Annotated in this window: 24 protein-coding genes; 19 read left to right on the top strand and 5 right to left on the bottom strand. The window is 43.0% G+C overall.

The window, feature by feature from the left end; all coding sequences use genetic code 11:
- Window positions 1-126: 126 nt before the first annotated feature.
- Both ilvC and MsAc7_RS08195 read left to right on the top strand, forming a co-directional pair.
- Window positions 127-1,134 (top strand): ketol-acid reductoisomerase, encoded by a 1,008-nt coding sequence (gene ilvC, locus MsAc7_RS08200; RefSeq protein ID WP_338102426.1) that lies wholly within the window; start codon window positions 127-129, stop codon window positions 1,132-1,134.
- Window positions 1,135-1,338: 204 nt separating this feature from the next.
- Window positions 1,339-1,890 carry a hypothetical protein gene (locus tag MsAc7_RS08195; RefSeq protein WP_338102425.1) on the top strand — a complete coding sequence of 184 codons (552 nt, stop codon included), beginning with the start codon at window positions 1,339-1,341 and terminating at the stop codon, window positions 1,888-1,890.
- An 11-nt stretch (window positions 1,891-1,901) separates the two neighbouring features.
- Here MsAc7_RS08195 and MsAc7_RS08190 read toward each other — a convergent pair whose 3' ends face one another.
- Window positions 1,902-2,789 carry an NAD+ synthase gene (locus MsAc7_RS08190; RefSeq protein WP_338102424.1) on the bottom strand — a complete coding sequence of 296 codons (888 nt, stop codon included), beginning with the start codon at window positions 2,787-2,789 and terminating at the stop codon, window positions 1,902-1,904.
- A gap of 159 nt (window positions 2,790-2,948) precedes the next feature.
- Between MsAc7_RS08190 and MsAc7_RS08185 the strand changes: the two genes are divergently transcribed.
- The 4 genes from MsAc7_RS08185 to MsAc7_RS08170 all read left to right on the top strand — a co-directional run bounded on the left by MsAc7_RS08185 (window position 2,949) and on the right by MsAc7_RS08170 (window position 6,686).
- On the top strand, window positions 2,949-3,590 hold the full coding sequence (locus MsAc7_RS08185) for a hypothetical protein (protein ID WP_338102423.1): 642 nt from the start codon (window positions 2,949-2,951) through the stop codon (window positions 3,588-3,590).
- Between the two features lie 117 nt (window positions 3,591-3,707).
- Complete coding sequence (locus MsAc7_RS08180; RefSeq protein ID WP_338102422.1) at window positions 3,708-6,218, top strand: CDC48 family AAA ATPase; 2,511 nt, start codon at window positions 3,708-3,710, stop codon at window positions 6,216-6,218.
- An 11-nt stretch (window positions 6,219-6,229) separates the two neighbouring features.
- Window positions 6,230-6,421 carry a hypothetical protein gene (locus tag MsAc7_RS08175; protein ID WP_338102421.1) on the top strand — a complete coding sequence of 64 codons (192 nt, stop codon included), beginning with the start codon at window positions 6,230-6,232 and terminating at the stop codon, window positions 6,419-6,421.
- 1 nt (window position 6,422) lies between these two features.
- Window positions 6,423-6,686, top strand: a complete 264-nt coding sequence (locus MsAc7_RS08170; RefSeq protein ID WP_338102420.1) for a PRC-barrel domain-containing protein — start codon at window positions 6,423-6,425, stop codon at window positions 6,684-6,686.
- 652 nt (window positions 6,687-7,338) lie between these two features.
- On the opposite strand, the gene purB is transcribed toward MsAc7_RS08170, so the two are convergent.
- The gene (purB, locus tag MsAc7_RS08165; RefSeq protein WP_338103485.1) at window positions 7,339-8,691 is read right to left on the bottom strand and encodes an adenylosuccinate lyase; all 1,353 of its coding nucleotides are present in this window, start codon (window positions 8,689-8,691) and stop codon (window positions 7,339-7,341) included.
- A 364-nt stretch (window positions 8,692-9,055) separates the two neighbouring features.
- On the opposite strand from purB, the gene MsAc7_RS08160 reads away from it, so the two are divergent.
- The 12 genes from MsAc7_RS08160 to MsAc7_RS08105 all read left to right on the top strand — a co-directional run bounded on the left by MsAc7_RS08160 (window position 9,056) and on the right by MsAc7_RS08105 (window position 20,902).
- Window positions 9,056-9,205, top strand: a complete 150-nt coding sequence (locus tag MsAc7_RS08160) for a 50S ribosomal protein L40e (protein WP_338100083.1) — start codon at window positions 9,056-9,058, stop codon at window positions 9,203-9,205.
- A 7-nt stretch (window positions 9,206-9,212) separates the two neighbouring features.
- A complete protein-coding gene (locus tag MsAc7_RS08155) occupies window positions 9,213-9,968 on the top strand; it encodes a phosphoglycerol geranylgeranyltransferase (RefSeq protein ID WP_338102419.1) in 756 nt (251 codons plus the stop codon).
- 198 nt (window positions 9,969-10,166) lie between these two features.
- The gene (locus tag MsAc7_RS08150) at window positions 10,167-11,951 is read left to right on the top strand and encodes an ATP-binding cassette domain-containing protein (RefSeq protein WP_338102418.1); all 1,785 of its coding nucleotides are present in this window, start codon (window positions 10,167-10,169) and stop codon (window positions 11,949-11,951) included.
- A gap of 375 nt (window positions 11,952-12,326) precedes the next feature.
- Entirely contained in the window at window positions 12,327-13,730 is a 1,404-nt protein-coding gene (locus tag MsAc7_RS08145; RefSeq protein WP_338102417.1) for an RNA-binding domain-containing protein, read from the top strand.
- A gap of 270 nt (window positions 13,731-14,000) precedes the next feature.
- Window positions 14,001-15,299 (top strand): phenylacetate--CoA ligase family protein, encoded by a 1,299-nt coding sequence (locus tag MsAc7_RS08140; RefSeq protein WP_338102416.1) that lies wholly within the window; start codon window positions 14,001-14,003, stop codon window positions 15,297-15,299.
- Window positions 15,300-15,408: 109 nt separating this feature from the next.
- Window positions 15,409-15,837 carry an ACT domain-containing protein gene (locus tag MsAc7_RS08135; RefSeq protein ID WP_338102415.1) on the top strand — a complete coding sequence of 143 codons (429 nt, stop codon included), beginning with the start codon at window positions 15,409-15,411 and terminating at the stop codon, window positions 15,835-15,837.
- Between the two features lie 79 nt (window positions 15,838-15,916).
- Window positions 15,917-16,255 (top strand): DUF2103 domain-containing protein, encoded by a 339-nt coding sequence (locus MsAc7_RS08130; protein WP_338102414.1) that lies wholly within the window; start codon window positions 15,917-15,919, stop codon window positions 16,253-16,255.
- 64 nt (window positions 16,256-16,319) lie between these two features.
- Window positions 16,320-17,234 (top strand): methanogenesis marker 12 protein, encoded by a 915-nt coding sequence (locus tag MsAc7_RS08125; protein WP_338102413.1) that lies wholly within the window; start codon window positions 16,320-16,322, stop codon window positions 17,232-17,234.
- 409 nt (window positions 17,235-17,643) lie between these two features.
- Window positions 17,644-18,432 carry an ABC transporter permease gene (locus MsAc7_RS08120; protein ID WP_338102412.1) on the top strand — a complete coding sequence of 263 codons (789 nt, stop codon included), beginning with the start codon at window positions 17,644-17,646 and terminating at the stop codon, window positions 18,430-18,432.
- A complete protein-coding gene (locus MsAc7_RS08115; RefSeq protein ID WP_338102411.1) occupies window positions 18,433-19,212 on the top strand; it encodes an ABC transporter ATP-binding protein in 780 nt (259 codons plus the stop codon). It abuts the gene before it with no gap.
- A gap of 632 nt (window positions 19,213-19,844) precedes the next feature.
- Window positions 19,845-20,240 (top strand): DUF1699 family protein, encoded by a 396-nt coding sequence (locus MsAc7_RS08110; protein WP_338102410.1) that lies wholly within the window; start codon window positions 19,845-19,847, stop codon window positions 20,238-20,240.
- A gap of 179 nt (window positions 20,241-20,419) precedes the next feature.
- Entirely contained in the window at window positions 20,420-20,902 is a 483-nt protein-coding gene (locus tag MsAc7_RS08105; RefSeq protein ID WP_338102409.1) for a hypothetical protein, read from the top strand.
- 88 nt (window positions 20,903-20,990) lie between these two features.
- Here MsAc7_RS08105 and MsAc7_RS08100 read toward each other — a convergent pair whose 3' ends face one another.
- A complete protein-coding gene (locus tag MsAc7_RS08100) occupies window positions 20,991-21,968 on the bottom strand; it encodes a Fic family protein (RefSeq protein ID WP_338102408.1) in 978 nt (325 codons plus the stop codon).
- A gap of 421 nt (window positions 21,969-22,389) precedes the next feature.
- Between MsAc7_RS08100 and MsAc7_RS08095 the strand changes: the two genes are divergently transcribed.
- Window positions 22,390-22,527, top strand: a complete 138-nt coding sequence (locus tag MsAc7_RS08095) for a hypothetical protein (RefSeq protein WP_338102407.1) — start codon at window positions 22,390-22,392, stop codon at window positions 22,525-22,527.
- Between the two features lie 301 nt (window positions 22,528-22,828).
- Here MsAc7_RS08095 and MsAc7_RS08090 read toward each other — a convergent pair whose 3' ends face one another.
- Both MsAc7_RS08090 and MsAc7_RS08085 read right to left on the bottom strand, forming a co-directional pair.
- Complete coding sequence (locus tag MsAc7_RS08090; protein WP_338102406.1) at window positions 22,829-24,121, bottom strand: (Fe-S)-binding protein; 1,293 nt, start codon at window positions 24,119-24,121, stop codon at window positions 22,829-22,831.
- The gene (locus tag MsAc7_RS08085) at window positions 24,121-24,963 is read right to left on the bottom strand and encodes a respiratory nitrate reductase subunit gamma (protein WP_338102405.1); all 843 of its coding nucleotides are present in this window, start codon (window positions 24,961-24,963) and stop codon (window positions 24,121-24,123) included. The genes MsAc7_RS08090 and MsAc7_RS08085 overlap by 1 nt, the downstream gene beginning before the upstream one ends.
- Window positions 24,964-25,055 lie beyond the last annotated feature (92 nt).

Raw genomic sequence — 25,055 nt, 5'->3', positions numbered from 1 at the left:
AATCAAATAAATAGCCGTTTGAAATTAATAAAGCAAGTTTATAAAAACGATATTAATTTGCTCACCTTATGAACTTAATTAACTCAATCAACTGAAATAGATTCAAAACCGAATCAGGAAATCAATATGGCAAAAATGTATTATGACAAAGACGCAGATTTGAATGTTTTGAAAGGCAAAACAATTGCCGTTATCGGATACGGAAGTCAGGGTCACGCCCAGGCGCGCAACTTGAAAGACTCCGGCCTCAACGTGGTGGTCGGCCTTCGCGAAGGCGGCTCCGGCTGGAAAAAAGCGGAATCCGACGGCATGAAAGTGATGAAAGTCGCGGATGCTGTAAAGTCTGCCGACATCGTTCAGATTTTAGTCCCGGACGAAACCCAATCCAAGCTGTACTACGCTGAAATTGAGCCGAATTTGAAAAAAGGCGCAGCGCTTTGTTTCTCTCACGGATTTAACATTCACTACAACCAAATCACCCCGAGAAAAGACATGGACGTTTTCATGGTCGCCCCAAAAAGCCCCGGTCACATCGTCCGCCGGACATATTCGGAAGGAATCGGTGTCCCCGGCCTTGTCGCGATTTATCAAAACGCATCCGGAAAAGCTCTTGAACTCGGACTCGCCTACGCCAAAGGAATCGGATGCACCCGCGCCGGCGTTTATGAAACAACGTTCCAAGAAGAAACCGAAACCGACCTTTTCGGCGAACAGGTAGACCTTTGCGGCGGCGTCTCAAGCCTCATGAAAAACGCGTTTGAAGTCCTTGTCGAAGCCGGATACCAGCCGGAAATGGCGTACTTTGAAACCGTTCACGAACTCAAGTTGATCGTCGACCTTATCCATGAAGGCGGCCTTGAACGCATGTGGTTCTCAGTTTCCAACACCGCCGAATACGGCGGCATGACCGTCGGCCCCACCATCATCAACGAAGAATCTCGGGAAGCCATGTATGAAGCGCTGGCCCGCATTCAAAACGGCGAGTTTGCCAAAGAATTCATTTTGGAAGGCATGATCAACCATCCGGTTTTGAAAGCGATGGAACGCTACGAAAAAGAGTTGGAAGTTGAAACAATCGGCAAAGAAATCCGTTCGAAAATGCCGTGGCTCAACAAAGGCATTGATTCCGATTAAATTTTTTGGATTGATTGAAAAATCAATCTTCTCTTTCTTTTTTTTGTTATTTTGTTCTTTTTTTGTTTTTGGCGGACCGCATGTGCGCGTGTTATGGCGGCACATTTTCCATTTGAGATTTCAAGACCGATAACGGTTTTAAAGTTTGTAAATAGTGCCTATGACAAGGTAAATATAATATAAATTAAAAAAGAGTCAGAAAGTATGATTAGAAAATTCATCTTCTTATTCTGTTTTATTTTTTTTATTTTGGCAACGCCCATTGTTGCTGAAAGTGGAGAAAATAATTCAGAAACAATAAATACTTCATTTGGGCCCGTTCAAGGTATATCAATTTATAAAACCGGCATAATCAAAACATCCGGCGAAATGCCAACACAGGAAATTTCCGCAGAATATTGGCCAAAACTGGACAGAATGACAGATGTCATCCACGATGAAAATTTGTTAGCATCATATTCCTTTATAATGGGATATGGTCCAAGCACAAAAGGATATTTCTCAATCGGTACTTGTTATAATTGTGAAATTAAAGAAGAAGAGTTAGATGAAATTATGGATATTGTTAAAAAAGTCGGACAAGGAGAAGGAATTGAAGATGTGCCTATCGTTATTGCCAGAGTCGGACCGGGAACAAATGCAACACCACCGGAAACAATTCATGATGACTCAATCCCGGGATTCACACTGCCTATGTGTCTGCTTGCAATTGCTGCCCTAATCGGTATCAATTACAAACCAAAACAAAAGAAATGAATCAAAACAACTCATTTCTTATCTTTCAATTTCAAACTTGCCGGCATTTTCTGCTTATGTTTGGCGCGCTTCATTCTCTCAAGAATCGACACCGCTTTTTCTTTTGGAATTCCGGATTTTTCAATCATCCGTATTTCTTTTTCCCCAAACTTTTTGTTTTTCCCGTCCGATTTTCTTTTTTCAACCCATTCCAAAAAAGCATCCAGTTCATCATAAGAAATCCCAAAATCCGCCTCATCCGATTGTCCTTCAAAAAATCCGGCAGACGGAACTTTTGAGAGAATATTTTCCGGCAAGTTCATGTGTTTCGCAAGCAGCCGAACTTCCGTTTTGTAAAGATCGGCAATCGGCTCAAAATCAACACCGCCGTCTCCGAATTTTGTAAAGTAGCCGGTCATTTTTTCCGTTTTGTTCTTCGTTCCGATCACCAATAAATTGCTTTCGTTGGCGAAATTGTAAAGGAGCGACATTCGGAGGCGGGATTTTAAATTTCCGTCCGCGATTCGGGATTCGAAGGCATTTTGAGTTTCATGAGTTTCATTATTTTCCGCCGCAAAATCAACGGTGTTCATGACGGACTTGGCGGACAAGAAAATAGAACCCATGTCAATCTTTTGAAGGTGAAACCCGAATTGTTTTTCCACGGAAAGCGCGTCCATGAAGTCATTTTCATAGGTGTTTCCGGTATGAAAGAAAAAACACCACACATTTTCGGAACCGAGCGCTTTTGCGGACAAGGCAGCGACAACGGCGGAATCGATCCCGCCGGAAAGGCCGAGAACAACACCGTTTGCGTTTGCCTTTTTAACGGTTTTTTGAATAAAAGAAACGATTTGTTTTTCCGCAGATGGCGAATCAAAACAGTCCTTCATTTTTTGGTTGGCGGAAATCAGAGTCATAATTAAAAGTTGTCCTTGCTGATTTTAATAGTTTTCTAAAGAATGAAAAACAAAAACAAAATAGAAATAAAAACAAAAACAAAATAGAAATAAAAACAAATTAATTCAGTACAATTTCCAGTTCCGGTTTGTACCGACTGTTTTTATTTTCAGTTCAGATTGCACCTACTGTCTACAATTCCCATTTGCCCTGCCGGTTACTATTCTCCTATTTACACCTGCCGGTTACTATTCCTATTTGCACCTGCCGGTTACTATTCCTATTTGCACCTGCCGGTTACCATTCCTATTTGCACCTGCCGGTTACCATTCCTATTTGCACCTGCCGGTTACCATTCCTATTTGCACCTGCCGGTTACCATTCCTATTTGCACCTGCCGGTTACCATTCCTATTTGCACCTGCCGGTTACCATTCCTATTTGCACCTGCCGGTTACCATTCCTATTTGCACCTGTCATATCCAATTCATTTCAGCAAAATCCGAGAAAATCAAACGCAAAGCGTTTGATTTTTCGGGGCGGTTTGCTTGGGATTTTAAAGAAAAGGAAATAAAGACCAAGCGACCGAAGGGAGCCGTTCGCGAAGCGAACTTTTTGGAAACAGCCTCTCACCGCTCTTTGAAAAATTCCGAGCAGAGCGAGGAATTTTTAAGCGAACTTTTGGAAACAGCCTCTCACCGCTCTTTGAAAAATTCCGAGCAGAGCGAGGAATTTTTAAGCGAACTTTTGGAAACAGCCTCTCACCGCTCTTTGAAAAATTCCGTAGCGAAGCGAAGGAATTTTTCAAAAGAAAATTTATAACCGATAACGAAGTCTATACAGTCATTGACTGCAATAGTTTTAAATGAACCTGCTCTATTTATTTCATATTTTTACTGACATGACAGACTCACATTTTTCAAAACTCAAAGGGATTTTATGGCGAAAACTGACAAAAATGCGGAACGGATTGAACTTGTCCGGTATGAAAAAGATTCGAATACGGACTCCTCAAACGGAAAAATCGAAAAGGAAACTGTCATTGAAAAGCCGGAACCTGTGACTCGTGTTCCTGAAATTCAAATGGGCGTCGAAAAAGTTTACCCGACAGACGACTACGGCAAAGGAATTATTCCGCTCACCAGCGATGTGATGGCACATCTTGGAGTTTCTATTGGCGAACCGGTGGAAATCGAAGGCGAACGAAAAACAGTTGCCCGCGTTTGGAAAGCCAATATTTTGGATGGGGGAGACGATTCCGTTCGGATTGACACATTTATCCGCTACAACGCCAAAGTTTCGGTCGGCGACCGTGTCACGATTCGAAAAACAAAAGCTGTCCCCGCCAAAAAAATCACGATTGCGCCGCTGGAAGGAGAAAAAATCTCTCTGACCAAAGAAATTGAGGACAACATCAAATACAACATCCGGGAACGTTATCTTGTCAAAGAAGATATTATACCGGTCCGAAAAGACTTGCTGCCGCTCGCCGAATTTTTCTCGGAACCGGAAATGAAAAAGCAAACGATTGAATTTATGGTGACGCAGGTCACACCATCGAAATCGGCCGTTCTGATTACGAACGAAACGCAGATCGCGTTTGAAAAAAGCGCTGACGGCTACCGAAAAAAATATATTTCTTATGAAGATATCGGCGGGCTTTCCGGCGAACTTCAGGAAATCCGCGACGCCGTCGAACTTCCGATGAAACAGCCGCGCCTCTTTAAAAAACTTAAAATTGACCCGCCGAAGGGTTTGATTCTTCACGGGATTCCGGGAACCGGAAAAACCATGATTGCCAGAGCCGTCGCCGACGAAATCGGTTCAAATTTTTATTACATCGCGGGTCCTGAAATCGTACGCAGCGGCTATGGTCAAAGCGAAGAAATGATTCGAAACCTTTTCCAAGACGCCGCCAAAAACGCGCCGGCGATTATTTTTATTGACGAAATTGACTCCATTGCCCCGAAACGTGAAAATTCAGGCGAAGTGGAGCGCCGTATTGTGTCTCAGTTGCTCACCGTGATGGACGGAATGATGGACACCACTCAAGTTTTTGTGATCGCGGCCACAAACCGTCTGCATACGATTGACCCCGCCCTTCGCCGTCCCGGACGTTTTGACCGGGAAATCGAAATCGGAGCGCCGGACCAAGCCGGACGGGAAGAAATCATCAGTATCCACACCCGGTTTATGCCGCTTGAAGGCTCACCGGCGCTCAAAAAAGCGGAAATGGCGCTTAAAGAGGAAAAACAAAAGCTTCAAAACAGCGGAATTGAAAGCGGCCGGATCGACGAAGACGAAAATATCGCCCGCCTCACACAAAAAATCGCTGTCCTTCGGGAAACATATGAAGCGGATAAAAAATCACTCTTTAAAGAATTGGCTGCCCGGACGCAAGGTTTTGTCGGCGCGGATTTATCGGCGCTGGCGCGCGAAGCTGCTCTTTTTGCCATTAAAAGAATTGCGCCCCACGTTGATTTGGATGAAAAAATCCCGGATTCAATTCTGGAAGACTTGGTCGTGATGCGGGATGATTTCGAACAGGCGCTCAAAAAGAGCGAGCCTTCCGCCCTTCGTGAAATTTATGTCGAAATTCCGGAAATATCGTGGAACAACATTGGCGGGCTTGACGATGTAAAGCAGCAAATTATTGAAACCGTTGAATGGCCGCTCAAATTCCCGGAAAAATTCACCCGGATGGGAATCGAGCCGCCGACCGGCATTTTGCTTTACGGACCGCCCGGCACCGGAAAAACAATGCTCGCGCAAGCCGTTGCCCATGAATCGGAAGCCAGTTTCATCAGCGTGAAAAGCACGGAGCTTCTCCTCAAATGGGTTGGTGAATCCGAAAAAGCCATCAAAGAGATTTTCAGAAAAGCCAAACAAGCGTCCCCCACAATCATTTTCTTTGACGAAATCGACGCGTTCGCGACGATCCGGGACGGCAGTTCCACCGGAACGCGCTCGGTCGCCGAAAGCACACTCAACCAGATGCTGGTGGAAATGGACGGCATCGAACGCCTGAAAGACGTTTTTATTATCGCCGCCACGAACCGTCCGGAAATTTTAGACCCGGCCCTTTTGCGTCCGGGACGCTTAGACCGTTTGGTTTACGTCGGCGCGCCGGATTTGCCCGGAAGAAAAGCCATTTTTGAAATTTATTTGAAAAACATACCAATTTCAAAAGATGTGGACATCGACGAACTGGCGGAGATGACGGAAAGATATACCGGCGCCGACATTGAAGCCGTTTGTCGGGAATCGGTGATGACCGCGCTTCGCAAAAACTTTGATGTTGAAATCATCAAAATGGACGATTTCAAAGAAGCGCTCAATGTCGTGAAGCCGACAGTCACCGAAGACCTCAGCGAACAATATAAAATGATTGTCGATTACATCACGGGAAAAGATTCATTGGATGACGACCATTCCATGGCTTACAGATAAAGAAAAAGAAGATGAAACGAAAAGAAGCAAAAGAAAAAGCGGAAAGAAAACAAAGGAAAAAAGAAGAAAGGGATGAAAATATATATAAAATAAAAGCGATTTATCATATCCATAAAAGAATATATTTTGAATATATTTTCAAAATAATAATCGAATGTCCGATTGAATTTTCACACAATTCAAAATCCAAATCAGAGGAATAAAATGAAATATTACGCCAAAACACTTCTCGACAACAAACAAGTTATGTCCACCGATGCGAAAGAACTCGGAACGCTTGAGGACATTTACATTGACGCCAAAACCGGAAACATCACCGAACTTGTCATTTCCCCAAGCGGCGGTCTTGATGTGACGAAATACAGAAAAGACGAAAACTACATTTTAGTGCCGTTTTCCGCTGTCAGCGCCGTGAAAGACTACATCATCGTCGACAAAGACAAAGCAAAATCTTTCATCGCCAAATAAACAAAACAAAAAAAGACTTTTCCTTTTATCTCTTTTCTTTTTTTCATTTATTTTTTCATTTTGTTTGCGTTTATTTTTTCATTTATTTTTTCATTTTGTTTGCGTTTATTTCTTTTTGCTTGCATTTCTCTTTTACGTCTATTCTCTTTTACGTCTATTCTCTTTTACGTCTATTCTTTTTTCGTTCCCCATTTCATTCCCAGCAGTTAACCCGCAAGTTCAGACATTTCATGAGCGCAGCGAATGAAATGTCTGAACTTGCCGGCAGATACCGCTTAAAAAATAAAATAGCAGCAGACAGAACCTGAATAAAATGACAACTTCTAACTGTACATACCAAATTTAGATTTTCAGATTGCATCTGCTGTTGACTGTTCTGATTGCACCTGTTTCTGATATTTCCAATTGAATCTTCCACCGCTGTACACATTCATTCCAATGAAATCCAAGAAAATCAAACGCAAGGCGTTTGATTTTTTGGAGAGGTTTTCTTGAGAATTTAAAAAAGCGTGCAAATGTTCTCATTTTATTTTTTCAAAATGCACCGGCATGTTTTTGAAATTCAATTGAAAATGTGTCGCCATAACGCGCACCGGCGCCGCAAAAAGAGAAAACGAAAAAGAAAAAAGAAAAAAGAAAAAACAGGCAAAACTTAGATTTTGCCGGCATATTTTTTCATCAACTTCTTGTTCAGATTTTCAACTTGGGGAACGGCTGTTCCGATGTATTTGTACGGGTTGACCAAATTCTCAATGTCGTCTTTTGTGAGAACAGCGGCAACGTCCTTGTTTTCCAAGAGAACGGTACGGAAGTGCTTGTTTTCCTCAACAGCCTTCATCGCCGATTCACGTACAAGCTCGTGCGCTTCCTGCCGCCCGACGCCGCGGTTTGTCAGTTCAATCATAATCGCTTCGCCCATGTTGAGGCCGTTTAAAAGTTCCAGATTCTTTTTGATATTGTCATGGTTGAACCGGAGATTTTCAAGAACATTGATTCCGAGATTGATAATGTGGTCCGCCAGAATCGTACATTCCGGAAAAACGATGCGTTCCGATGACGAATTTGTGAGGTCGCGCTCGTCCCAAAGCGTGTTGTTAAGAAGCTCGGTTTCGATAAAGCCGCGGACAATCCGGGCAAGGCCGCAAATTTGTTCCGACTTAATCGGGTTTCTCTTGTGCGGCATCGTTGACGAACCGACTTGTTTTTTGCCGAATCCTTCTTCCAGCTCCGCAATTTCGCTGCGCTGCATGGACCGGATCTCAACGCCGATTTTATCAAGAGTGGTCGCGACATTTCCCATCCACATCACAAATTCGGCGTGGCGGTCGCGTTGAATCAACTGGTTTGACACATCCACCGACCCGATGCCTAAATAGTCCATGGTCTTTTTCTGAAGTTCAATTCCGTGTTTCCCAAAAGCCGCTTGCGTTCCGACAGCGCCGGTCATTTGCCCGACTAAGAGGCGGGGTTTGAGTTCGGCCAAACGATCAATGTGACGGTCGATTTCGGACGCCCAAATCGAAAACCGGAGACCATAAGTCGTCGGAACGCCGATTTGTCCGTGCGTGCGGCCGCAACAGACGGTGTTTTTGTGTTCTTCCGACAAACGTACCAGGACTTTCAGAAGGCGGAAAAGCTTGTCCTCAAAAATGACGACGGCGTCTTTGAATTGAAGCGCGGTCGCCGTGTCCAAAATATCGTTAGACGTCGCTCCGAAGTGAACCCATTTGCCGGCGTCGTCCGCGCACTGTTCGGAAATGGCTTTGACAACCGCCATCATGTCATGATTGATCTCACGCTCGATTTCATCCACGCGATCCCATTTGACAAGCGGAAGGGTTTTTTCAATTTCGGCGGCGGCGCTTTTCGGGATCATTCCCAAGTCGGCTTCAGCCTTTGATAAGGCAATTTCGGTTTCAACCAACGTTTTTAACCGGCGTTCCTGGGACCAAACGGCTTTCATTTCAGCGGTTCCGTAACGGAACTCAATCGGATGAATCGGCATCAATTTCAACTTCCTGAATAATTAAAATATGACCTGAAAATCAAAAATTCAAAAATAAAATCTGAAAATCTGAGAATTTGAGTAGTGGAAAATGAGAAATGTAGTTTATAAATTTAATGAATTCGATGAAAGAACAAAGACAGGCAAAAAAGACAAGAAAAGATGAATGAAAAAAACAAACAAAAAAGAAAGGATTTAAATAATTTGGACTCGGTTTTCACCCTTCTAAAAGGGGAATTAATCCAAAACTATTATATGTATTAAGTGTTAGTTTACATTCCTTTTCATCATTCATCAGAATCATAGACGATTTAATGAAATTGATTAAATTCAGATTATACAAAAATAATATTAGGTGAGATTTATGGGAAAATTTCCGGAAGCTGAAGAAAGATTATTGAAAAAGAAGATCTGTATGAAATGTAACGCCCGAAACTCTATTCGTGCGACCCGTTGCAGAAAATGCAACTATCCGAACCTTCGCTTAAAATCAAAAGACAAGAACGGAGCATGATCCGGAAATGACGGTGGAAGACTATCTCTCGGAAGTTATTCAAAGGGATGGCGTTGCCCATATCACTTTAATCGATCCCGCCTCGCAAAAACCGGAAGAATCCGTCCGGTTGGCAGTGGCAGCCGCGGAAGGCGGCACCGACGCCATTATGCTTGGCGGATCGACCGATGCCGGCGGCTATCTTTTGGACATGACGGCCAAAATGATCAAAGAGAAAGTCAAACTCCCCATCATTCTTTTCCCCGGAAACACAACCGGATTTACAACAAGCGCGGACTGCGTCTTGTTCATGAGCCTTTTAAACTCCCGCGACCCGAACTACATTGTCGGCAACCAAGTTCAAGGCGCGTTTACCCTCTACAAAGTCGGTATGGAATCCATCCCGATGGCGTATTTGGTGTGCGAGCCCGGCGGAACTGTCGGTTGGGTTGGGGACGCAAAAATTCTCCCCCGTAAAAAACCGGAACTTGCGGCAGCTTATGCCTTAACCGGCAAATATTTCGGTATGCGTTACACATACCTTGAAGCCGGATCCGGCGCGGACGCTCCGCTTCCGCCGGAAATGATCGGAACGGTCAAACACGTCTTAAAAGACAGCATTCTCATCGTTGGCGGCGGCATTCGCGACGGAAAATCCGCGGCAATTTGCGCCAAAGCCGGTGCGGATATCATTGTCACCGGAACCGTCATTGAAAAAGCGGACAATGCCAAAGCATTGACCGCCGAAATCGTTCAAGGCGCCAAAGCCGGTAAAAAGGCTTAATGCAAATTATCCGAATAAATCATATTCGCATGGCGGATATAAAATCAAGTATTAAAAACATCAAATCGGTTAAAACCGGTTTCACATTAATTTCAAACGGCATTCGTTGCCGGCACTTTTTTTATTCAATTTCAATGAATAACATTGACCATTGATGTTGTTGGCAGTTTATAGAGACATGATGTCGGAGGCCCGAGCGTGCTGAAAGTATCTCAATTGGTGAAGGATTATCAAACAGCTCACGGAAAAAAACGTGTTTTGGACGGCATTACATTTTCAATATCGGATGCTGAAATTGTCGGAATTACGGGAAAGAGCGGCGCCGGGAAATCGACTCTTTTAAAAATCCTGCGCGGCACCGAGCCTTTTGACGGCGGAAAAATTGAAATCGACGGCGAAACCGTTTTGCCGGACAGCGGAAAAGAAGGCGAAAAAATTCTTCGAAAAGCCACCGCCATTCACCTTCAGCGCAATTTCGGCCTTTGGGGCGGCCCGGCGATTGAAAATATTATCCGCCGGCTGAATTACCACCTTGTCGGCACCGAAGCGTTGCCGCTTCCCGACCACTACACTTACCCCGAACTTTACGATGAAGCAATGGAAATACTCAAACTCGTTCAGCTCGACAAAAAAGCGCTTCATTCAACCGACCAATTGAGCGGCGGCGAAAAGCAGCGCCTCGTTCTGGCCCGGCAAATCGCGGCCAAACCGAAAATTCTTCTGTTGGACGAGCCGGTCACCATGACCGGTCCCGATACTAAGCAGGAAATTTTGGACGTTCTTTTAAACCTTAAAGAAAAATTAAAGATCCCGATTCTGGTCGTTTCCCACCTGCCGGAAGTCCACGCTTATATTGCCGACCGGCTGCTGTTCCTTGAAAACGGTAAAATCGTCCAAGAAGGCGATCCGGTGACCGTTCTTCAACATTTCTTAAAAGACATGGCTGAAAAAGAGCCGCTGCCTGAAATCGGGGAGAGAAAAAGTTGCATCCACGTCCGGGATGTCAAAAAGAGATACAGCCTTATTCGCGTCGGGGAAGTTCTCAACATTGAAAATTTAAATTTAGATCTTTTCGGCGAAGAAATCACAACGTTTGTCGGAAGTTCCGGCGCCGGAAAAACCACCATCATGAAAATGATCGAAGGAATGATTCCGCCGACATCCGGTTTAATTGAATTTTCATACCGCGGAAATATTGATTTAAAAAATATCGCGGACAAAAATAAAGCAAAAACCGCCGGAGTTGATGGCGGAAATTGGATCGATATCGGCACATACAATGAAAACCGGATTTATCTCCGAAGCGTCATCAGTATTATGAATCAAGAGTTTTCGATGTCGGTGAACTCAACCGTTCGCGATCAAATTCGATTCCGCTTGAGTATGAAAACAAGGCAGGCTGTTGATTTCGCCAAACAAAAAGCGTCCGACCTCGGCATTTCACCGCAGCTTCTCGACATCATCTACCGGATTCCCGATATGTCCACGGAAGAGAAAGATAAAATCATGAATGAGGTTGGTCTTCCGGACAATATTTTTGCGGAGCTGTTCCCGATCATCCCGTCCAACGATGTCGATAAGTATGCGGCTCCGATCTTTAAATCCCTCGGCCTTCCGTTGGAAATTTTGGACCAAAACCCGGATGAAATCAGCGGCGGAGAACATGTGCGCGCGTTTATTGCGCTCAGTTTGGCCACCTCTCCCGATTACCTCTTTTTGGACGAGCCGTTCGGCGATTTAGATCCGGTCACGTTGCGCGATGTGACGAACGCATTAAAACGCATCAGCAAAGACTTTGGAACAACGATTATTTTGGTCAGCCACCATATGGACTTTGTAAAAGAAGTGTCCCACCGGGCGATTTGGATTGAAAACGGAAAAATTGAAATGGATGGAAAGGCCGATGCCGTTTGCACGTCGCTCATTGAAAAGAGCAACGCCAAATACTTGGACTTTGATATCGAAAAATTAACCCGAGCATAAAATTCGGGTTAACCTTTCAGTTTATTTTTTAATCCGGTTTCCGATTCCGTTTTTTAATTCAGTTTTCCAGTTCAATTTTTCAAGTTCAGTTCCCGGCTTCTGTATTCAGTTCTGATTTTTATTTTGATTACCTGCTGCTCATCTCCGTTCTTATTCCCCATACTTATTTTCCGTTCTTCTTATTTGTTTTCCATTTTACCTTCCACTTTATTCTCCTTTTTATTCTTCTTTTTATTCTTCTTTTTATTCTTCTTTTTATTCTTCTGAATTACAAAATTATAAGAAGATATAATTAATTATAAATAAGTATAAGTAATTGAGATTGGAAAGGCAAAATAAATCAAGTTTCAAACAAAAACAACAGGAAGAGATAAAATGAATCGGTCTGAGGGAACGACTCTTGAATTAAAGCGGGAATATTCAGATGACATCAAAAAATGTGTGATTGCTTTTGCGAATACAAATGGTGGAACGCTTTACATCGGCGTGGATGACAATGGCAACGCGGTGGGACTGAAAAATTTGGACGGGACGATGCTTCAATTGACAAACGCCATCCGTGACTCAATTAAGCCGGATGTGACCCTTTTTATGACCTGTCAAATTGAAGAAATGGAAGGGTTAAACGTCATTAAAGTTACCGTCCAAAAGGGAACGGCAAGCCCTTATTATTTATCCGGAAAAGGAATTCGTCCCGAAGGTGTTTTTGTCCGGCAAGGCGCGTCAAGCGTTCCGGCAACCGAAGCGGCGATTTTGAAAATGATCCGGGAATCCGACGGGGAAAAATATGAAAACGTTCGGTCCCTCAACCAAGAACTGACATTTGCCGATGCTGAAAAAGAATTTAAATCCCGTGGCATTCCATTTGAAGCAAAACAAAAAAAGACACTCAAACTCATGAATTCGGATGGTATTTACACGAACTTGGGACTTTTGCTGTCCGACCAATGTGTTCACACCGTCAAAGCCGCCGTATTTCAAGGAACAAACCAAACAATTTTCAAAAACCGCCGGGAGTTTTCAGGATCATTGTTCACACAGCTGGCCGATGTTTATGAATTTATCAGCCGGTACAATCAGACGCGCGCGGAAATTCACGGGCTCTACCGCTACGATAATCAAGATTACCCCGAAGACGCGATCCGGGAAACGATTCTAAACGCACTGGTCCATCGGGATTATTCAATCGGCGGCAGCAGTATTTTAGCCGGTGTCTTTGATGACCGGATTGAAATCGTTTCAAACGGCGGACTGCCGTCCGGAATGGAAGCGGATGATTTAGAGATGGGAATTTCCGTTTGCCGGAACGAAAATTTGGCAAACGTATTTTATCGGTTAAGTTTGATTGAGGCGTATGGAACGGGAATCCAAAAAATAATGAAAAGTTATGAAAAATATACCGTCAAACCAAAAATCCAAGTCAGCAGCAACGCTTTTAAAATAACGCTTCCCAACACAAATATTGAGGCGGAAAAGAAAGCGGATGAAGAAAAAAAATTGAAAGCCAAACTGAATGTGGCGGAATCTGTTGCCGTGTATAGAATTTGTGATGAAGCGGAAGAGTCGAAAAGTATTTCGTCCTTGAAAGTGCATGAAAAAACCGTTCTTGAAATGTTTGAAAAACAAGAATTAATTACACGAAAAGAAGCTGAAAAAGCGCTGTCACTGTCTCAACCGATGATGGCGATCATTCTTCGGAAAATGGTTGAAAACAAAAAACTGCGAAAAGTCGGCAGCGGAAATAAAACAAAATACGAACGTGTAAATGACGTTCTTTAAAATGAAAATCCTCAAACAAATCATTTTAATGAAATTCTCCATTAATTTTTTATTCTTTCACAGATTCACTTCATCGTACGGACTCACAGAAAATTTAAAAATCAAATGTCCATTAAAATCAATTTCATGCTTTATTTCAAATTTATCTCAAATTCAATTCATAATTCAATTCATAATTCAATTCATAATTCAATTCATAATTCAATTCATAATTTAATTCATAATTTACTCATAATCAATTCGTAATTCAATTCATTCAGTGGAAAAAACATGACTTATTGGAACCAAGAAATTGAGACAATGGACCCGGTGCGTCTTCGCGGGCTTCAAAGCGAAAGATTGGTCAAGCTTGTTCATTACGTTTATGAAAAATCGCCGTTTTACAAAAAACTTTTTGATGAAAAAGGCATTAAGCCGGAGGATATCAAATCAATCGGCGACATTCAAAAACTTCCGTTTACCTACAAAAAAGACCTGCGGGACACTTATCCGACCGGCATGTTCTGCGTTAAAAATACGGATTTGGTCCGCATTCACGCCTCTTCCGGAACCACCGGAAAGCCGATTGTTGTCGGTTACACTCAAAATGACATCACCAACTGGGCGGAATCTTTGGCGCGCGGCTTTACGTCAGTCGGCCTTGGGAAAGACGATATTCTTCAAATCAGCTACGGATACGGCCTCTTTACGGGCGGTTTGGGCGCGCACTATGGTTCCGAACGTATCGGCGCCACCACGATTCCGATCAGCTCCGGAAATACGGAACGTCAACTGTCTTTGATGGAAGATTTGAATGTGACCGCCGTTCTCTGCACGCCGTCTTATTTCTCTTATCTGATAGAAGTCGCCGAAAAAGAAGGCCGAAGCCTCAAAAACAATAAAAGCCTTCGGGTCGGGATTTTCGGCGCCGAACCGTGGTCGGAGTCGTTACGCCACCGGATTGAAGAAAGATCGGGCATCAAGGCGTATGACGTTTTTGGAACGTCTGAGCTGAGCGGGCCGCTGTTTACGGAATGTCCGGAACAAAATGGCATGCATGTCTGGGCGGATATGTTTATTGTTGAAATTTTAAATCCGGAAACGCTTGAACCGGTCAAAGACGGCGAGACGGGAGAACTGGTTGTCACAACGCTTCTGAAAGAAGCCCTGCCGCTGATCCGCTACCGTGTGGGCGATTTGGCCTCTATCGAAAACACGGTTTGCGCTTGCGGACGAACTCATCCGCGGCTGATGCGCCTCACGGGACGATCGGACGACATGACGATTGTGCGCGGCATTAATGTCTTCCCCGGACAAGTCGAATCCGTTCTCATGAAAATCCCGGAAGTCTCCCCGCACTTTTTAATGATGATCGAACGCAACGGCGAACTGGATGACATGACGGTTCAAGTGGAACTCAACGATCTGGCGTCGGACAAAGTGGAAGATTACAACCGGCTCATCTCCCGGATTTCACACGACCTCCGAACGGTTTTGACACTTTCCGTTGACGTCGAACTGGTCAATCCGGGAACAATTCCGCGCTCGGAAGGAAAAGCGAAACGTGTGATTGATAAACGAAAATTCTAAGTAAAGAAAAATTTGACAGATTTGGCGACAAAAATTATAAATTGACATAATCGTATAATTCATACAGCGGAACAGCAATGAACAAAAATTCGGCATAAGATGTGATGATATGGTAAAAACAATTAAACAGATTTCCCTTTTTTCAGAAAACAAACCCGGCCGCTTGGCAAAAGTGGCAGACACCCTCGGAAACATTAATGTGAACATTCGAGCGTTTACGATTGCGGAATCAGGAGATTTCGGAATCATTCGGATTGTTGTTGACCAGCCGGACATTGCGCACGAAGCGCTTAAAAAAGCCGGATTTACGGTTTCCGAGACCGATGTTCTCGGGATTGAAATAACGGACAAGCCGGGCGGTCTTCGGGATATTGCCGCTGTTTTGGAGGAAGGGAATATTAACATCGATTATGCTTACGCTTTTATCGGACGAAAACAAAATGCGATTTTAATCGTTCGCGTGAGTGACTTGGACAAAGCAGTCAATTATTTAAAAGGTAAAAATCTGAAACTTTTGGGAATTGAGGATTTGGCGTAACGCCTCTTCTCATTTTATTCTTTTTTAAAATTTCGCGGGCAAGGATTGAACGGTTTTTACGGATTCCTGGAATGATACAATGCCGCCAAGGATGTCTTCCGTCGAAAAAAGTAAAATGGGCGGCATTCACACGACAATTATCGGCGAGCGGGCCGGACGAAAAATCGTTTTACTTGTGGCCGCGCATCCTCAAGTGAAAAAAATCATACCCGGAATGATCAAAGTGAAAGGCCCGTCCGGCGGCAACCTTCGCGCAAAAGTTTTGCGTCCCGACAATCGCGGCAACTTACGCCTGCTTCTTTCTCAGGGAACAAGCGTTCAGGAAATTCAAGTTGTTACGACGGCTGCAGATTTCGAATCCGGGGAAGTCGTACTCAACGAACTGAACGAAATGATTGAAAAAGAATTAGCGGATTAAATGAAATAAAAATATAAAAAATAAAACATTTTCTTTAAAAAATAAAAAAGAAAGGATACCATTCATGGCATTTTTAGGATTTGATCACGGAACTTCCGCGATTCGGTTTGCGCTTATTCAAGATAGAGAGATTGGGACGCTTCTTTTTGAGATTCCGCGGGAAACGGCGGGCGCAATGGAAAAACCGGACCTTCAGGCGATGATTGAGAAGAATTTGGGAACCCGGCTGGCTGAAATTGAAATGGCATGCGTGACCTATTCGATGGGAGACGGCATTTCCGAAATCATGCCGATTGAAAACGTTCAAAACCGCGGTGTTGTCAGCGTCCTTGGCGCCGGCGAAAAAACAGGCGCCGGTACAAAGGTATTTGACATCATCAAAGAATCCGGCTGTCCGGCGGTTGTTCTTCCCGGGCTGCATCAAAAAAGCCCGACCGACCTGAGAATGGCGTTTTTCTCCCACCAGGCCAGTCCCGAAAAAATCGGAATCGCTTACCATGCCTATAGATCCGGTTACAAAAATTTTATTCTTTCCGACATCGGATCCAATACGGTGACGATGGCGGTGACCGTTCCGAAAATATTGGGCGCGATTGACGCCTGCATTTTTGCCCCCGGAACACGCCACGGGCCGATTGATGTGGCGGCCATTCGAAAGATTGACGACGGGAAAACGTCCGCAAACGACGCGTTCTCAACCGCCGGCGCCGGAAACAAAACCGACGTCATCGCTCTTTTTGCGGCCATGGAAATTTCCGCTTTGGACGTGCTGATGAAAGAATACAATGTTTCCGACTACGATATTCTTATTTCCGGAACCGGCGCGGAAAACAAAGAAATATTCAAATCCGTCACAAATCTTTTGCGCCGCCCGGCAGAATCTCTCGGAAAATGGGCAGCCGCAATCGGCTGCGCGGAAATTGCCGAAGATATTTCAAAGGGACAGCGGTCCATTTTCGGGATCAATGTCCGGATTTGACGTTTGGAATATTTTCCAAAAACACCTCATTTTTTTGAAATCCAAATGAAAATGTGTCGCCATAACGCGCGCAACCGCCCGCCATGAAAAAAACAATAAACGAAAAACGAGAGAGAAAAAATAAAAAAAGATAAATGAAATCTGACCCCGTTTTTAATGATAAGAAGGATTTTTGTGTTTTTGATCTATTGAAATTTAAATTGTATAACAATAGTTTACCTATGAAAGGGTGTCTACATTTATATATTTTTCTTCGTTTGCTTCATTCAAATTTTAAGAACGCCGGGAATTCGAAAATACAAAAACTTGCTGCCTTCTGCCATCTTTTAACAGTGTCAAGTTTGCCGAGTTTGTCAAATAGATCAAATTTCCTACAGGATTATAAATGATGAGCGTTTAAGGAATGGGTATGACAAAACGATTTATCAAAAAAATAAAATCGAAAAACATTGAAATTTTATCCGTTATTTCAGTGATTTTGATATGGGAAATTGTCGCGGACTTTATTGTTAAAAACCCATTCTACATGCCCAGTTTTCACAGCGTTGTTCTCGCGTTTATCAGCGTCATTCAAAACGGAACACTGATTTCGGATACGGGAATCAGCCTGTACCACTTCGCCATCGGATTTTTGGCGGCTCTTGCCATCGGGATCCCGCTCGGAATTTTCATGGGGTGGTTCCCGAAAATCAATCGGGCACTGTCGCCGATTATTGAAATTTTACGTCCTATTCCGCCTTTGGCTTGGATTCCGTTTGCCATTATTTGGCTGAAACTGACACATACCGCCGCTGCGTTTATTATTTTTATGGGAATGGTTTTCCCGATCATTTTGAACACGTACTCCGGATTCAAAAATGTACCGAAAGTGTATGTCGAAGCCGCAAAAGTCCTCGGCTGTACCGAAGATAAAAAATTAATCCGCTACGTTGCGCTTCCATCAGCTTCGCCGTCGATTCTGGCCGGAATACGCGTTTCCATGGGTGTCGGCTGGATGTGTTTGGCCGCCTCCGAAATGTTTGGTGTCAGCGATTCCGGCATCGGATATAAAATTTGGTTCTATTACGGCATCCAAAGAATGGATTATGTCGTTGTCTATATGCTCATCCTCGGGCTTGTGGGCCTCTTGCTGGACTTTTTGTTCCGGCGCTTTGTCCAGGACCGTATTCTTAAATGGCAGAAAGGAACGGTGATTTAAATGGCCGGTTTGAAAATCGAAAATTTGGAAAAGAAGTTTGTCAAAAAAGGAAAGGGCAAAGAAGAGGACTCTTTCGTTTTGGCGATTCAGGATATTGATTTAAACGTCAAAGACGGGGAATTCGTGACAATTTTGGGCCCCTCCGGCTGCGGAAAAACAACGCTTCTTCGAATCATCGCCGGCCTTGAGACATACAGCGACGGCAACATTTATCTCAACGGGGAAAAGATAACGGGACCCAGCCCGAAGCGTGGCATGGTGTTTCAAGAGTATTCGCTCTTCCCTTGGAAAACAGTTCTTGAAAACGTCATGTTTGGACCGCTGATGCAAGGCGCGACAAAGGAAGAAGCCAAAACAAAAGCGCTGCCATACATTTCTTTGGTCGGCCTTTCGGATTTTATCAACAGTTATCCGTATGAGCTCTCAGGCGGCATGAAACAGCGTGTTGCCATCGCTCGCGCTCTTGCCAATGAACCGGACATTATTTTGATGGACGAGCCGTTTGGAGCTTTGGACGCGCAAACCCGAAATAACCTTCAAAAAGAACTTTTACGCATTTGGCAGGAAGAAAAAAGAACCATCATTTTCGTGACGCATAGCGTTGACGAAGCAGTCTTTTTATCCGACCGGATTATTATTTTAACCGGACGTCCGGGAACGGTTAAAAAAGAAATTCCGATCAACATTCCGCGACCGAGGGACAGAACACGCCCGGAAGAAAACGCCATCCGAAACGAAGTTTTGCATCTGCTCGACAGTGCCCGGTGCGCCATTGACTAACGGCGCACCTTTTTTTGTTTTTTAATAACCGCTCATTTCAGCTCTCAAATCACTTTTCATCAAATCTTGGATTTTTGAATGAGGGGGTTGAATTTTTCGGCATCCTTATAATATTATTTTTGCCATCGGTTTTGATTTAAAAGATGTTATTTTTTTGAAATAAGCAACAAGAAACCCATTTACAGGGTTGTATCAAATATAATTTGCTAAAAATATTGATAAAAACAATTAAATAATAATATCTCTTATTAAATGACTGATATCTGAAATTTATTTGAATTATTTCAAATAAAAGACAGACCATAATTAAAGTTTGTATGAAAAAAGGGTGAAATCAATAACGGACAGAATAATTTACAAATTGTTTGAAATAACCGGGGGAGATTTTATAAAATATTCGTACATTTTATAAAATATTAATATCTTCAACAAAACATTTTTATTTTAAACAAAACATTTGTATTTTAAACAAAACATTTAATACATCCTCTTTCAGTATACATATTTAATCAGCGTTTGTGTATAATTTAATACTGTTTCGGTACTAAGTTATTCTGGAATGCTTATATAAAAAAACAAAATATCAAAAACAGAATGGAATAAGCAATTATTTCAAAAAGGTAGGGGAAAAAATGAAAATCAGAGTTGTTAGTTCAAAAGAAGAAATCGAAACACTGAAATCATCCGATGAAGTGATTCATCTGGCGTTTAGACCGTCCAACAAGGACATTTTCAACTTAGTCTTAGCCTGTCCGAATATCAAAGCCATCCACATCCCGAGTTCCTACAAGAAAACCTTGTCTGAGTCCGTCCAAATGTATTTGGCTATGCAAAATATCGCCCTCCTCGAAGGAGATGTCTGGGGTCACAGAAAGGATATCAACGAATATTCCGAAGTTTCCCAACACGTTTTAGACAGAATCAACGAGTTAAAAGCTGAAAAGATGTCAACCGATGACATTGTCTCAATGGTGACAAAAGAAACAAAGTTAAGCGATGATTTCATCCGCTTCATTGTGGAATCTTAAGCTTTTTGTAATATTCAATTAATTTTACATCCTTGTCTGAAGTTGAATTCATTTCACTTCGACATTTTATTTTCCATATTTTTTCTAATGAGTCGGCTCATTGAAAATGTCGGTTTGTGTCGGAATACTTTCTCCCCGCATGGTAAAACCTGATATATCATTCGGACGTTTATTTTCCAATGACAGAATTTGAAAGAGACTTGGTCAGGTCTTTCAACGAATATTTCAAAGAAAAAAATATTCGGGGAATTTCATACCGGCTCAAACAACACCGCTTTACCGCCCAATTTTTAGACGTTCTTGTCGATTCCCTGAACCCGGATTATTACTTAGGGATCGAATGCAAAAGTATTTCCGTGGAGAAAGGAACAAAGGCGCTTTATTTTACACAGCACTTTACGACGGATAAAAAAGGTGCTCATCAAATCGACCGCATTTCCGATTTTTTAAGATGTTCGGGGCGGCGGGGTTACTTGGCCGTTGAGCTCCGGTACGGCGTCGGACATGCCCGCGAAGCTTATGCCATTCCCTGGAAAGATATTTCCGAGCGGTTTAATTCCGAGTCTTTAAAATTCACAATTGAAGAAATTGCGTCTTATCCGTCCATTTTGCGCGGTAAAAGCGATTACCATGTTGAGGCTGATGTTTGGGGCGTTGACTGAAATTTTATCCGGCCATCTTTTTTAATCAACCTTTTTTGTTTATTCATATTTTAATTCATGCATTTTCAGAGGGATAAATTTTCGGAAGTTATTTTGTTTTTAATTTATCAAATTCAATTTCAATTTTTGATAAACGATTTTGGTAAAGCCGGCTGAATATTTCAATCATTGGCCGGTATTCCGAAATATTCCCGTATTGCAACGCTTTTATGTAATCGTTTCGATCTTCGCTTCTTAAAATCAACTCCGGATATCTTTCTTTTCTCAGCAAATAATTTGCGAGTTCCCGGCCGACACGTCCGTTTCCATCGACAAACGGATGAATCATTTCAAAGTCATAGTGAAACCGAATGATTTGCTCAAACGGGTATTTTCCGACGTCAATATTTTCATAACATTTTGAAACGGCCTCTTCCAGTTCTTCCTCAATCAATTCAGGTGGTGTCAATTGTAAATCACATTCGGAAATATCAACATGACCGATTTGCCGAAACTGTCCCGGATCATCAAGAATGTTTTCCATAACCAAGGTATGCACTTTTTTTATGAAAGGTAAATCTATTCTTTTGTTTTGAGCGTGTGTAAATGACCGAACTTTTTTATAATTCTGAACTTCAAAGATTTCACGTAGATTCGTCCGGGCGGGAGAAATGGATTTTTCAAGCAAATCGCTGACCTCTTGCTGACTCAGCGTGTTTCCTTCAATGGACGTGGTTCCATGAATATAATTAATTTCATTGAATTGAGTGTATAAAACCGCCTCATCCGATGGAATTGCTTTTAAAAACGTATCGTAAAGAAAACGTTTGTATTCGAGAGACAAAACATCTTCCCGACTCAAATAGTCAAAACTGTAATAGCCGACGCTCATCGATGCTTTTTTGTTCAGAACTTTCTTTTCAAATTCCGCATCAAATGTGATTTGAACAGGTTTGTCGACTCTTTTTCGAACCTTTGACTTCAACTCTTTGAACTGAACATCTTTGATTAAATTATATTTTACGTCACCCGGCTTCGATTGTGTTCCGGTCCGGACGGTTTCAATCCGATAAAATTGAGAAGGCATAACTTAAAAAGAGTCGGGGGTTTATTTAAATTTGTCGAAATCCCCGACTCTGAAAATTATAAATAATGTTGAAAACTCATAAAAGAATATCAATAAATAAAAACAGAACCCGATATAACATGTTTTCGTCTAAACGAATAGATTTTTCAGATAATATATAATCAAAAAGATTTAAATATAATACAATCCTTTTGATATAAACCTTTGAATGAGAAGATGAAACGAAATATATAAAATTCGATAATCTATATAGATTATGTCGAAAGACTATATATTTGTTGAAATCTTTTATTCAAACTGTCAAGAACCAAAGAAAAGACTGTTGGGAAACAGAATTTGGTCGACAAAATGTAAAGGCCAAAATCGATTAAAATCGATGAAATACAAACGTTCGTCAAAGAACAAGAAAAAAGGTGATAACATGTTTGACGAAAGTTTCTTTGATGTCGATGGCGACGAAGAACTGGAAAAGTTCGACCGCCTAAAAACCGACACAAGCGTCAAAAACCTTCCTCACTACACATTCGATGTGAACCAATATGTGAGGGTCATGAAATAAAAGAACAAAGGCGGAATTTCCGCCTCCTTATTTCTATTTTTTTATGAATTTGTTATATATGCTCAAATTTTTTTATTTTGATTGCGACGGCTCACGCGCGCGTCATAGCAATCGTTTTTTATAATTCCAAAAAACCGAAGGGATACTTTGATTCTGTTTTGATTTGCTGTTTCACATCTCTTTTTTAAAATAAAAACAGCTGCCGGTCTTTTTGAACCGAAAAAAAGAGCAAAGTCGAAAAGAAGAAGCAAAAAAAGAAAGAAAAAATCTCGGAAATCCGAGATTGAACGATGTTTTTAATTTAATTGTCTTTCGACGGGCTGAGTCCGAGCGCGCGGGCACTGATTTCGACGACGTCTTCAATGATAATGTCGGCTTTTTCATCGCCGGTTTGTTTTAACGCGTCGCGGCCATCCGAGAGGTTTCTCTTACAGAACGGGCAGGCTTGCGCAAAGACGTTGGTTTGCGTTTTTGTTTCGCTTGGATAGAGAACTTCCTCAGCGTCACCGACTCTGAGTTTGGCAATGGAGAGCGCCAATTCCGGCATACCGGCTTTGACACCGCCGCCGGCACCGCAGCATCTTTGGTAGGATTTGCAGCGTTCCATTTCGACATATTCCATGCCGGGCATGCTCTTTAAAACTTTTCTCGGTTCGTCGTAAACACCGACGTGGCGTCCCAAGTGGCACGGGTCGTGGAAAGTAACGACTTTGTCCTCGCCGAACGGTTTTTGAACCCACTCGACTTCGCCGTTGTCAATCTTTTCCGCCAGGAATTGGCTGACGTGCATCACTTTAAAGGGCACTTCTTCGCCGGTAAGTCTCGGCCAGTCCACAAGGGAGGCACGGAAACAGCCGGAGCAAGCGTAAAGAACGATTTTTGCGCCTTTGGCTTTGATGTTTTTCACGTTGGTTTCGGCCAATCTTCTCGCGAGATTGTCTTCTTTGTAATACTGTCCGGTTCTGATTAAGACGGACCCGCAGCAGCATTCTTCTTCGCCAAGCGTACAGAATTCAACGCCGAGTTTGTTTAAAACACGAGCGGTTGAAACGGCAAGATTGGTTTGCTTCATGCCGGCCGTACAGCCCATGAAATAAAGAACATCGGCTTTGTCGGCGATTTTAACATCTTTGGGAATCCAAATCAAACGGTTTTCTTTGGGTTCGTTGTAAGAGTTTTTGGTATCGTTGATGATCTTGGGCATGGTTCCCTGTTTTCCATAGGGACCGACGCCGCGTTTCACAAGGTTGGCACGCATCGCTTCCCAAAGTTCAACGGTGTTGATGCCGGATTCACAGACGGTGGCACAAATACCGCAGGTGGTACAGCCGTGAACATCGTCTTTGAATTGAACGAATTCTTCTTGAGTGATTTCGCGCGGGCCGAAAAGGGTTGCGGAAACACCGAAGGAGCGGTCAACAAAGCGTTTCCAGCGGTAGATTTTGTCGCGCGGGGAAAGTCCCGGAAGGTAGCCGGAGCCTTCATAAGTCGGACACCATTCGGCGCACTCGCCGCAGCGCATACAGCCGTCAAGTTCCATTGTCTGGACCATGGTGATGTTTTTAAGATCTAAATCGGGTTGTCTTCGTGCCATTATTTCTCGCCTCCTTTGTTCACGAGAATTGTGAGCGGCGATGTGATCATGTGGATGTATTTGCTGTACGGAATGAACGCAAATCCGATGAATAAAGCCAAAACGCTGTGGGTGAGCGCCAATTCTTTCACGTAAGTGTTAAAGAACTGCATGCTGCCAAGGGTCCAGAGTTGGTAGTCGTAGAAAATCATGTCAACACCGGTAAAGGCTGACGCGCCCATGACGATGTAACGGCCGGCGTGAGCGATAAATCCGGTGATGATCACAATCAAGAGCGTGATGAGCAAAACCGAGTCGTAAGAGTTGGTGTTTTGGCGGACTTTCGGAATGAAAAGCCGGCGGACGACGGCGATTAAAACGCCGATGAGAAGCATGTATCCGAGGATTTGGTTCGGGAACTGAAGCATGTTTCTGAATGCTTCAATGTCAAAGTGAACGCCGAGCATGTGTGTGATTTCAGCGGCGAACATGAGACCGGAAAGCGCGAAAAGGCCCATCCAGCCGATAAAAATAAGCATGTGCATAAACCAGCGGCCTTTGCTGGCGCGGAAGGTTCTTCTTTGAAGGCAAACGTCCAAAATAAGGGATTTCCAGAACGATTGTCCGTGGTGAACGCCTTCATGCGATCTTAATTGTTTCCAATACGCTTTGATGAAAGCGGGAATGCTGCCTGCTTTTCCTTCTTCCGGCTCAAGGCCGTACGCGACGGATCCCTGCGCCCATTTTCGAAGGTCCAAGATGAGACCGAAAATCAGAAGAAGAATCGCAATGGTACAAACGCTCATCATGACGATGAAGGTTAAGGAAACACCCGCAATACCTGAAAAGTATTCCATTGCCATATTATTTCTCCATTTATTTTTGAAAAGCAAATAAACCTAATAAATTCCGTTTTTGTTGATTAGAATCGTCAATAAGATTTACCGATATTATG

This window comes from Methanolapillus millepedarum, from assembly GCF_032594115.1.
GTDB lineage: Archaea > Halobacteriota > Methanosarcinia > Methanosarcinales > Methanosarcinaceae > Methanolapillus > Methanolapillus millepedarum.
The sequence above is the reverse complement of the archived record's forward strand: the minus strand, read 5'-3'. Positions and strand labels throughout refer to the sequence as shown.

Excerpts from the sequence above, each read along its gene's own strand:
- MsAc7_RS08125 (WP_338102413.1), top strand. The coding sequence starts at position 16,320 with ATGGCATTTTTAGGATTTGATCACGGAACTTCCGCGATTCGGTTTGCG.
- MsAc7_RS08170 (WP_338102420.1), top strand. The coding sequence starts at position 6,423 with ATGAAATATTACGCCAAAACACTTCTCGACAACAAACAAGTTATGTCC.
- MsAc7_RS08120 (WP_338102412.1), top strand. The coding sequence starts at position 17,644 with ATGACAAAACGATTTATCAAAAAAATAAAATCGAAAAACATTGAAATT.
- MsAc7_RS08160 (WP_338100083.1), top strand. The coding sequence starts at position 9,056 with ATGGGAAAATTTCCGGAAGCTGAAGAAAGATTATTGAAAAAGAAGATC.
- MsAc7_RS08195 (WP_338102425.1), top strand. The coding sequence starts at position 1,339 with ATGATTAGAAAATTCATCTTCTTATTCTGTTTTATTTTTTTTATTTTG.
- MsAc7_RS08090 (WP_338102406.1), bottom strand. The coding sequence starts at position 24,121 with ATGGCACGAAGACAACCCGATTTAGATCTTAAAAACATCACCATGGTC.
- MsAc7_RS08085 (WP_338102405.1), bottom strand. The coding sequence starts at position 24,963 with ATGGCAATGGAATACTTTTCAGGTATTGCGGGTGTTTCCTTAACCTTC.
- purB (WP_338103485.1), bottom strand. The coding sequence starts at position 8,691 with ATGCCGATTCATCCGATTGAGTTCCGTTACGGAACCGCTGAAATGAAA.
- MsAc7_RS08135 (WP_338102415.1), top strand. The coding sequence starts at position 15,409 with ATGGTAAAAACAATTAAACAGATTTCCCTTTTTTCAGAAAACAAACCC.
- MsAc7_RS08155 (WP_338102419.1), top strand. The coding sequence starts at position 9,213 with ATGACGGTGGAAGACTATCTCTCGGAAGTTATTCAAAGGGATGGCGTT.
- MsAc7_RS08145 (WP_338102417.1), top strand. The coding sequence starts at position 12,327 with ATGAATCGGTCTGAGGGAACGACTCTTGAATTAAAGCGGGAATATTCA.
- MsAc7_RS08180 (WP_338102422.1), top strand. The coding sequence starts at position 3,708 with ATGGCGAAAACTGACAAAAATGCGGAACGGATTGAACTTGTCCGGTAT.
- MsAc7_RS08175 (WP_338102421.1), top strand. The coding sequence starts at position 6,230 with ATGAAACGAAAAGAAGCAAAAGAAAAAGCGGAAAGAAAACAAAGGAAA.
- MsAc7_RS08110 (WP_338102410.1), top strand. The coding sequence starts at position 19,845 with ATGAAAATCAGAGTTGTTAGTTCAAAAGAAGAAATCGAAACACTGAAA.
- MsAc7_RS08095 (WP_338102407.1), top strand. The coding sequence starts at position 22,390 with ATGTTTGACGAAAGTTTCTTTGATGTCGATGGCGACGAAGAACTGGAA.
- ilvC (WP_338102426.1), top strand. The coding sequence starts at position 127 with ATGGCAAAAATGTATTATGACAAAGACGCAGATTTGAATGTTTTGAAA.
- MsAc7_RS08100 (WP_338102408.1), bottom strand. The coding sequence starts at position 21,968 with ATGCCTTCTCAATTTTATCGGATTGAAACCGTCCGGACCGGAACACAA.
- MsAc7_RS08190 (WP_338102424.1), bottom strand. The coding sequence starts at position 2,789 with ATGACTCTGATTTCCGCCAACCAAAAAATGAAGGACTGTTTTGATTCG.
- MsAc7_RS08130 (WP_338102414.1), top strand. The coding sequence starts at position 15,917 with ATGCCGCCAAGGATGTCTTCCGTCGAAAAAAGTAAAATGGGCGGCATT.
- MsAc7_RS08140 (WP_338102416.1), top strand. The coding sequence starts at position 14,001 with ATGACTTATTGGAACCAAGAAATTGAGACAATGGACCCGGTGCGTCTT.
- MsAc7_RS08105 (WP_338102409.1), top strand. The coding sequence starts at position 20,420 with ATGACAGAATTTGAAAGAGACTTGGTCAGGTCTTTCAACGAATATTTC.
- MsAc7_RS08115 (WP_338102411.1), top strand. The coding sequence starts at position 18,433 with ATGGCCGGTTTGAAAATCGAAAATTTGGAAAAGAAGTTTGTCAAAAAA.